Here is an 8,700-nt window from a genome sequence, read left to right on the forward strand (position 1 = left end):
AGTTTCTCTATTCTGCTTTTTTATCGATTGCTGTCGTTCTGCATCAGCAGTACTATCATCTGTAGTGCCATGTCGAAGAAGACAATCTTGCCGTTGGCATTCTGTCCGATGTCGCGTATGGCCCTGTTTGCGAGTTCGTTTATCGGTATGATGTTGTTCTCGTTGACGAAGCGTGCGAAATTGTGCGCAAAATCCTCCTCGCGTTGCGACATGTATGTGAGTTCGGGGCATTGGAAGTTGTACATGAAGTTCTCGCGTATGAGCCGCAGGAAATATTCGAGAAAACGTTTTTGCTTCTCCCTTCCCAATCCCTGCATCGTTTCGCTCCATCGTTTCAGGTCTTTGATGCGCCGCATGTATGCCAGTCTCATCAGGGATTGGAACATATCGAGAAAGAGGTCGTTCTCGCTTCCTGTTTCTGTCAGTTCGACGGCTTTCGTCCAGTCACCGTTGGCCATGCGGGCTATGCGTCCGGCAGCATCTTCGCTGATGCTTCGACGTTCGATAAGTGCCTTCCGTATACTTTCTTCGTCAATCTTCCTGACGCGTACGGTCTGGGTGCGGCTGCGTATGGTTTCCAGCAGCTTTTCCGGCTCGTTGCATACCATGATAAACAGAGTATGACTTGGCGGTTCTTCAATCATTTTGAGCAGCTTGTTGGCACATTCTATGTTCATTCTTTCCGGTAGCCATATCACTGATATCTTGTATCCTCCCTGGCTCGATTTCAGACTTAGTTTGCGTGTCAGTTCGTCGCTTTCGCCCGCTGTGATTATGGCCTGCTGGTTTTCGGCCCCAATGGCCCGCATCCACCTGTCCATCGTGAAATACGGACTTTGCATTATCATCGAGTGCCATTCGGCGGCAAAATCTCCGCTCACGGGCTTGTGGTCGCTGCCCATGCCCGGGCGCTTGATGGTGGGGTAGGTGAAGTGCAGGTCGGGATGCTCCATTTTGGCGAGCATAGCCTCGCCTTTTCCGTCTTCTTCAGTTCCGCCACGCAATATGTGACAGGCAAATGCCAATGCCAATGCCATCTTGCCGCATCCGGAAGGGCCGCACAGCATGATGGCATGAGGCAGACGGTTTTCACCATACATTTGCATCAGTCTTTGCTTTGCCTCTTTCTGGCCTATCACATCATTGAACTTCATCTTGAAAAACGTATCAATGTTTTATATTTATAAGACATGTGCCGGTTATCGCATCAGTCTTTCCGCCACCTCTGCTACTGAGTCCACCGCCGATACGGTATAGAAGTGTATGTTGTTGACACCATGAGCATATAGTTCGCGACATTGGTTGACAGCCCATTCCACTCCGAGCCGTCTTGCTTCCTCGTCGGTCTTGCATTTCATGGCCTCTGCGGCCAGTTCCTGGGGTATGTCGCAGTGGAATGTCTTCGGTACTACAGTCAGCTGATTCAGTTTGGCCAGTGGCTTTATGCCGGGTATGATGGGTATGGTGATGCCCATGGCCCGCGCCTTGTCCACAAATTCGAAATATTTGCTGTTGTCATAGAACAGTTGCGTCACGGCATATTCCGCTCCAAGGTCCTGTTTCTCTTTCAGCCGTGCCATGTCCATCTCCAGGTTGGGTGCCTCTTCATGTTTTTCCGGATAACATGCCACACCGAAACTGAAAGGCTTGCCCGGATGCTTTATCGGCGATCCGTCGGCGAAGAAGCCTTCGTTGAATCGCTTCACTTGCCGTATAAGGTCGGTGGTGTGCTCGTGCCCGCCCGGTGTAGGCGTAAAGTGCCGGTCTTCTCTTGCTTTGTCGCCGCGCAGCAGCAACAGATTGCTGATGCCGAGAAATTGCAGGTCGAGCAGCTCATACTCTATGTCTTCAACAGTTACGCCGCTGCATATCACGTGTGGTTCCACCGGAATATTGTATTTCTTCTGTATGGCAGCGGCAATGGCTATAGTGCCCGGTCGACGGCGTATGCTGCTGCGTTCGAGCAGTCCGCCCTCGCGTTCCTTATATACGAACTCGCTGTGATGGGTGGTTATATTGATGAAGGCAGGGTCAAAAGCCTTCAGCTTGTCTATCGTGGAAAAGAGCTGTTCGGTGCCGGTGCCTTTCAGCGGTGGCAGCACTTCAAATGAGAAACGCTTCTTGTCCGACTTCTTGGTTATCAAATCCGTTACTATCATCACTTGCGTATGTATACATTCCGCTGCAAATTTACTAAAAAAATATCTCTTTTCCGCAGGATTGTGTGCTTTTTTGAATAATACTTGATTGGTAAAATGAATATTTAATGGTGGTTGTTTGTATTTTGATTATATCCTCCTGCTTGTGTTATGGTTTTTATTGTATTCAAGGATTTGTGAAAAATGCAGACAATGTGAAAATTGGAGGTGAAATCATTCGGTTGGTATTTGTTGATTGATACCAACATAAAAAGACGAGAACGGAAAACAATAATCTATTGCTTGATACCGCAAAACGTTTCAGTCATAGACTGGTACTATTTTGCACAAATCAAAGTATGTTCTGGATTACTCAAAATGTCTGGGATTACTTCCAAAACCTTGTCGGAATCTGCGAACATCTCCCTCAGAAGTAGGGATATGCGAAAATTTAAGCTACAGCATTCTTTAATTAATGTAAAATTCTATACCTTTGCATCAATAATAAACGATTATGGAAGAACCATTTCGCAATTATGGACTTTTTGAGAACAAAAAGAATGAAAAGATTCTCTGTTTAAATGTAAGCAGAACATATCTTCTATGCGAAAGACCAACCCTTTATGAATGTACAAGGAAATATTGGAGGCTTAATGGTGCTCATGCTCAAAATGCAGACCTTGTCTTTGCAATTTGTCACGGGTATATAGTCGGAGTCTTTAAGCCAAATCGTTGGTATCTGTCTGAAAGGTATATAGGTCGTTGGGAATTTGAGGGGAAGCAAATAGAAGATTCGCCATATATTCTTATGGATATTTCTCACTTGACGGGGAAAAGGCAAAATCCAGTAATGTACATTAATATGTGAATAGAATGAGTATGATTTATGAATTAGATATTTGTCAAGATTATAATGGCTTGTTTGGAGCGAAGAATAGCAAAGGAGATATAGTTATTCCTTTTTTGTATAAAGAGATGTACTCGTTTTCTTGTGGACTCTCAATGGTCAGAAGTCAAAAATATGAATATGGTTATATCAATCAATATAACCAGCATGTTGTACCGTTTGGAAAATATGTCTGGTGTGACAGCCAGTTTGTATGCGGTTATGCTCGTGTCCTTAAATATGATATTTTTGAAGAGAAAAATAAATGGGGAATTATAGATACAAAAGGAAATATTATAATTCCACTGGAATATGACAGAATTTGGGCTCTTAAAGAAGGCTATTTACACGATATCAAAGCTTTTAAAGGAGAGGAAGAGTTCAAAATCAATCTTGTTTTGCGGTCATCGAAATTGGGAGTTTTGTTTGATGGATTAAGTTATATTGCTACATATTCCGTTGAGGAATTCAAAATAAAGTTCCATTGTTCACGAATATACGTGAAAAAGGGGAAAGATAATATGCTTTATTTCTGTTATGGTTGCAATGTCGGTTTTGTAGCTCTTAAAGGAATACCGCAAAACCCTGTTATTTCAATCGTCATAAATAGTGCAGGAAAAATATTTCCTCTTCTGCATACAAAAGAAGATACAGGTAAAACGACTTTCGATATAAGAGTAAAAACTGATAAACAAAACCAAAAGCGCATTTACAGAAAATCTTATCAAAAGACTTCATTTTGGGACTATGAAAATGAGAAGATGAACGATTGTGATAATTGGAGCGATCCTTATGGGGATGAACAGTCATATTATGATGGATGGAACAGAGAAGATATAGATTCAGGTTTAGCAGATGCTTACGAGAATGACATCTCTGCATTGGATAAGTGGTAATGATAGCCATCTGCGATATAAGTAAACTGATGATCAAAGATGTTCGCCGTGTTTTTAGAATTGAAACAATAACTTTCAGATAAAAATGAAACGAATAAAAATATTCATAAGTAGTGTGCAGAGTGAATTTGCGGAAGAACGAGCAATGCTTTGCCATTATATCCGAACAGATGTTCTGTTGGGTAAATTCTTTGAGCCGTTTATATTCGAGGAAGTTCCTGCCAATGAATATCCTACGAGTCATGTATATTTGAAAGAAGTAGAACTTTGTGATATCTACTTGGGCCTATACGGCAATCTTTATGGATATGAAGATGAAGAGGGTATTTCTCCTACAGAACGTGAATATGACTTAGCAGCATTGCTTCATAAAAGCCGTTTAATCTATATCAAGAGTATTGGAGAAGAAGATAGACATACTAAAGAAAGAGCATTGATACGAAAGGTTGAGCGAGATATTGTGCGCAAGACCTTTGTGGATGTTGACAGTTTGCGAACTTCGGTTTATGCTTCACTAATCCGTTATTTGGAAGAGAAAGAATATATTAGATGGCGTCCATTTGATGCGTCCAACGACAATGATGCCACGTTGGAAGATTTAGATGAGGATAAAATGAAAAACTTTATCCATATGGCACGGAAAAAGCGAAACTTCTCTCTTCCTGTTGAGACATCGCCAGTGTCATTGCTTACACATCTTGACTTGATTGATGACAAGGGGAGATTGGCGAATGCCGCAGTATTGCTATTCGGCAAGAAACCGCAAAAGTATTTCATCACATCAGAGGTGAAATGCGTACAGTTTTATGGAAATGTGGTAGAGAAGCCTGTGCCTGCATACCAAATTTACAGAGGCGATGTTTTTGAACTTGTCGACCAAGCTACAGGTTTTGTAATGAGTCGCATCAATAATTGGGTAGGAACACGTGAAGAGGGAGAAAAAGCAGATGTCCCCACACGACCGGAGCTACCCATTGATGCAGTAAAAGAGGCTATAGTTAATGCTGTATGTCATAGAGATTATACAAGTAATGCAAGTGTCCAGATAATGTTGTTTAGAGATAGATTGGAGGTTTGGAATCCCGGAACACTGCCATACGGACTAACAGTACAGAAGTTGCATGGTCCCCATAAGTCGTTACCGGCCAATCCTCTGCTTGCCGACCCTATGTATTGGAATGGGTATGTAGAGAAGGTTGGAACTGGTACAGAAGACATTATTAGTAAATGCCGTGAATATGGGCTGAATACTCCGGAATTTTATCAAGACGAAGATTTTAGAGTCGTTATTTGGCGAGCAGGCAATGGAGAAAGCGTTCCAAAGCGTTCCAATGACGATCCAAAGGTGGTCCAAAGCGTTCCAACGGATGAAGAAAAACTATTAGAGGCAATAAAGGAAACTCCGTCCATATCAAGAGCAGAACTTTCTAAACGATTAAACATTAGTGAACGTCAAGTAAGAAAGATAACGGACTTGTTACGGAAAAAAGGCATATTGATACGTGAAGGCGGTAATTCTGGGAAATGGATTATTTCGTAATATATTATAAAGTAGCGAAACTCTTTGTTTTGTCAAGGAGTTTCGCTACTTTTTATTTCACAAACAAGAGGGTGCCGCAGGCGCGTGTTGTCTAAACGCACGTTCTGCGACACCCTCTTTATGTCTCAAAGGTATTACATCTTAAATATACAAGCGCTCTTCTTATTACTTCTTTACCTTATACAGGCGGAAGCTCAGCGGTGCCAGTTTGTCTTGGATTACTGAAGCCTTCTTTCCGGCTGTCAGGCTGACTGTACCGTTTTTCGGAGTAATCTTTTCCGGCTGGTCGAGCGTGTTCTCGTCGTCAGGGCCGTTGTGCGACAGTGTGATGGTGGCGGCGGTTGTGGCGCCAGTCAGGCCGTTGAGGTTGATGGTCACCGGCTGTTCCGTTTTCGACGTGTTGATTACCTTTACGATTACCGTGCCGTCGTTCTTGTCGACCACCGAACTGGCGAACAGTCCGTCCTGTCCCTCGCGGCCGGCGATGAACTTGCCGTCCATTGTCATCGGCAGGACGTTGGTGCCTCGGTTCATGGCATACATCTGCTGCACGTAGTAGCTCACTGACTTGAATATCCGGGTGTTGTCGTACCAGATGAGGTCGGGGCGCCACTGCCATCCTTCCACATGAGCGAAGAGCGGGGCGTAGGCCGTCATCCATACAACGTCGGCGTTACGCTCCATATCGGTCATGAAGGCGGCTTCGTAGATGGACGCCTCGTAGTGGTTCCATTTCTTGCCTTTGCCGTGGCAGGCATACTCGCCGGCAAACACTTTCGGACCCTTGCGGTCGTAGTTGTCGTAGCGCAGTCCGCTTTTGAGGAACCACTCTTCGTTGCGGTAGAAGTGCTCGTCTACGAGGTCGGCCTTCAGCTCTTTCATGGCTTTCCATCCTATCTCGAACATCTTGCCTTCGGAGTCCGGGCCGCTTGTGCCTACAATCATGATGTCGGGGTGTTTGGCCTTGATGGCCTTCACGAACGGAGCGAGGCGCTCAAAGTATAGTGTGTCCCACTGTTCGTTGCCCACACCTATAATCTTAAGGTTGAATGGCGCCGGATGCCCCATCTCGGCACGTTTGCGTCCCCATGTGGTCGTGGTGTCGCCGTTGGCGAATTCGATGAGGTCGAGGCAATCGTCGATGTATGGCTTCAATTCGTTCACTGGCACGTGCCACTTGGCGTTGTTACGGTTTTGGAACTGGCACGACATGCCTACGTTGAGCACCGGCAGCGGCTCGGCTCCGATGTCTTCCGAGAGTTGGAAATACTCGAAGAATCCCAGCCCGTAGCTTTGGTAATAGTCGGGGAAGAAGCGGTGGGTGAACGTATGCTGCCAGCGGTTGCCGTTGATCGGGCGGTTCTCCACCGGGCCGATGGTGTTTTTCCACTGGTAGCGTGTGGCCAGGTCGGTGCCCTCGACGATACATCCTCCGGGGAAGCGGAACACGCCCGGATGAACATCTGCCAAAGCCTGGGCCAGGTCGCGGCGCATGCCGTTGTCGCGGCCCTTGAATGTGTTGACGGGGAAGAGGCTCACATGTTCCAGGCATACGGTGTTGCGGCCGTCGAGGAATATGCGCAGCTGTGCCTTGTTGTTGGTCTGGTTGGCCTTCAGCCGGACTTCATATTTCTGCCATTCGGCCGATTTCACGTCGAGTCTGACAGAAGCGAAATCCTGGTGTTCGCCCATCGTGGCCGGGTTGATAAGCTGTACGGTGATGCGGCCGGAGCCTTTGGGCGCCTTTGCCCATACGGTGAAACGATATTCTTCGCCTTTCTCCACTCCTATGCCGAAGTATCCTTCGTTGACGAGGCCGGTGCGGCGTTCCACATGTTGCGGGTCGGAGAGCACCACATAATGGGGGCAGCGCTCGAACGGTCCGTCGGCTTTCAGTTCGACATTGCCGAATGTCTGCCATCCCATGAAACTTTGGGGAAATTCAAAAGAGCGGTTCTTGACCAATTCTCCATACAATCCGCCGTCGGCGGCATAGTTGATATCTTCGAAGAACAGGCCGTACATGGTGTTCTGTACCGTGGCTCCGGCTTTCTTCGTGTTTACGTCCATCACGTGTGTGTGCTGGGCAAACGATGACGTAGCCGCCGTTATGGCAAAGGCGTAAGTCAGTAGTCGATGATTCATTGTAGTTTCAGTTAATGTTAATATGCGTTGCAAAGATACCATAAAAAATGATAATATAAGAGAGATTTGTGATAAAAATGACGTGCTACGTTGTTTCCTCGATGATGCCATATGCGAATGCCATGTGTCGCTATATGCCAGTCACGAATCGGACGGTAGATGTGATGCGTATTGTTCTGGCATTGTCCTCGGCTTCTTGGAGGCAATGGAGGCGGCGATTCTTCGGATTTACAAAAAAACATTACATTAACATATGTTAAGCGGCATCGGTATTGCAATTTCTACACAGAGGCCCGAAAATCGCGATTTTTGCTCCAAACGGGGAACACTGATAATCAGTATGTTACGGCGATGGTGTTTTGTCAAGAAAGCAGAGAGGGTCGTTCGGGCTTGCAACGGGGCCGTTGTTGCATTGCCAAACCGGCCTTATTGCACTGCCGAACGGCCGTTACGGGAATGTCGGGAGGCCCTTACGGCGAGATTACCATGTCAAAAACGTGTGTAAATGAAGCCGGGAAGGCCTTTCTGCCTTTCTGGTTTGAGAAAAATAAAATGCGTTTTTTTCAGAATAATATATACATAACGAAATATCCGGAGGAGTAGCTTTACGGTTTCGGCATAAATACATATCAATATGAAAGAGGGCACTGATTTTTATATATAAAGACATATTCATGCAACAAAGACATGACATTCATGATACAAAGGAATGACACTCATGACACAAAGGTATTTTTTTACGTAAGTTTGTCAATAAAGCTAAACTACATTATCATACGGACATTGGATGGATGTGCCCTAAATGAGCGCCCCACCGGGGCAACGAGCACACAGCCCGGGGCAGAGCGTAGCGGCACCCCGGGTACTACACGATTGCACGCATTCGCCCTGTAAGGGCAAAAGCATTAATTATCAGATATTTACGATTCTCATATCCCATGTCGTTTTTATGCTTTTGCCCTTTCTCTAAGTTTGCAGAAGATTGCGACGCAGTCGCATATTTTAAAAAAACAGGAGTTATAATTATGACAACTCAAGACTGTTTCTTACCTTTGTCGTATTAAGGAAGAACCGGTCAGTCGGTGAGGTAACCCA

The 8,700-nt window shown here is 45.5% G+C and carries 6 protein-coding genes; 3 read left to right on the top strand and 3 right to left on the bottom strand.

Going from position 1 to position 8,700, the window contains the following annotated elements; all coding sequences use genetic code 11:
- Nucleotides 1–20: 20 nt before the first annotated feature.
- A complete protein-coding gene (locus HPS55_RS12305; RefSeq protein WP_172178574.1) occupies nt 21–1,154 on the bottom strand; it encodes a DNA polymerase III subunit in 1,134 nt (377 codons plus the stop codon).
- 45 nt (nt 1,155–1,199) lie between these two features.
- Complete coding sequence (gene metF / locus HPS55_RS12310; RefSeq protein ID WP_172178576.1) at nt 1,200–2,159, bottom strand: methylenetetrahydrofolate reductase [NAD(P)H]; 960 nt, start codon at nt 2,157–2,159, stop codon at nt 1,200–1,202.
- A gap of 493 nt (nt 2,160–2,652) precedes the next feature.
- Between metF and HPS55_RS12315 the strand changes: the two genes are divergently transcribed.
- The 3 genes from HPS55_RS12315 to HPS55_RS12325 all read left to right on the top strand — a co-directional run bounded on the left by HPS55_RS12315 (nt 2,653) and on the right by HPS55_RS12325 (nt 5,460).
- Nucleotides 2,653–3,006, top strand: coding sequence for a hypothetical protein (locus HPS55_RS12315; protein ID WP_172178578.1), 354 nt, complete (start codon nt 2,653–2,655; stop codon nt 3,004–3,006).
- Between the two features lie 11 nt (nt 3,007–3,017).
- Nucleotides 3,018–3,920 (top strand): WG repeat-containing protein, encoded by a 903-nt coding sequence (locus HPS55_RS12320; RefSeq protein WP_253945896.1) that lies wholly within the window; start codon nt 3,018–3,020, stop codon nt 3,918–3,920.
- 85 nt (nt 3,921–4,005) lie between these two features.
- Nucleotides 4,006–5,460: a DUF4062 domain-containing protein gene (locus tag HPS55_RS12325; RefSeq protein WP_172178582.1), complete on the top strand. Its 1,455-nt coding sequence runs from the start codon at nt 4,006–4,008 to the stop codon at nt 5,458–5,460.
- 165 nt (nt 5,461–5,625) lie between these two features.
- On the opposite strand, the gene HPS55_RS12330 is transcribed toward HPS55_RS12325, so the two are convergent.
- The gene (locus HPS55_RS12330) at nt 5,626–7,605 is read right to left on the bottom strand and encodes an alpha-L-arabinofuranosidase C-terminal domain-containing protein (RefSeq protein ID WP_172178584.1); all 1,980 of its coding nucleotides are present in this window, start codon (nt 7,603–7,605) and stop codon (nt 5,626–5,628) included.
- Nucleotides 7,606–8,700: the final 1,095 nt, after the last annotated feature.

The sequence above is a fragment of the Xylanibacter rodentium genome, from assembly GCF_013166575.1.
Classification (GTDB): Bacteria; Bacteroidota; Bacteroidia; order Bacteroidales; family Bacteroidaceae; genus Prevotella; species Prevotella rodentium.

Bases quoted from the DNA above. Each gene is read 5' to 3' on its own strand.
- HPS55_RS12305 (WP_172178574.1), bottom strand. From the start codon at position 1,154: ATGAAGTTCAATGATGTGATAGGCCAGAAAGAGGCAAAGCAAAGACTG.
- metF (WP_172178576.1), bottom strand. From the start codon at position 2,159: ATGATAGTAACGGATTTGATAACCAAGAAGTCGGACAAGAAGCGTTTC.
- HPS55_RS12315 (WP_172178578.1), top strand. From the start codon at position 2,653: ATGGAAGAACCATTTCGCAATTATGGACTTTTTGAGAACAAAAAGAAT.
- HPS55_RS12320 (WP_253945896.1), top strand. From the start codon at position 3,018: ATGATTTATGAATTAGATATTTGTCAAGATTATAATGGCTTGTTTGGA.
- HPS55_RS12325 (WP_172178582.1), top strand. From the start codon at position 4,006: ATGAAACGAATAAAAATATTCATAAGTAGTGTGCAGAGTGAATTTGCG.
- HPS55_RS12330 (WP_172178584.1), bottom strand. From the start codon at position 7,605: ATGAATCATCGACTACTGACTTACGCCTTTGCCATAACGGCGGCTACG.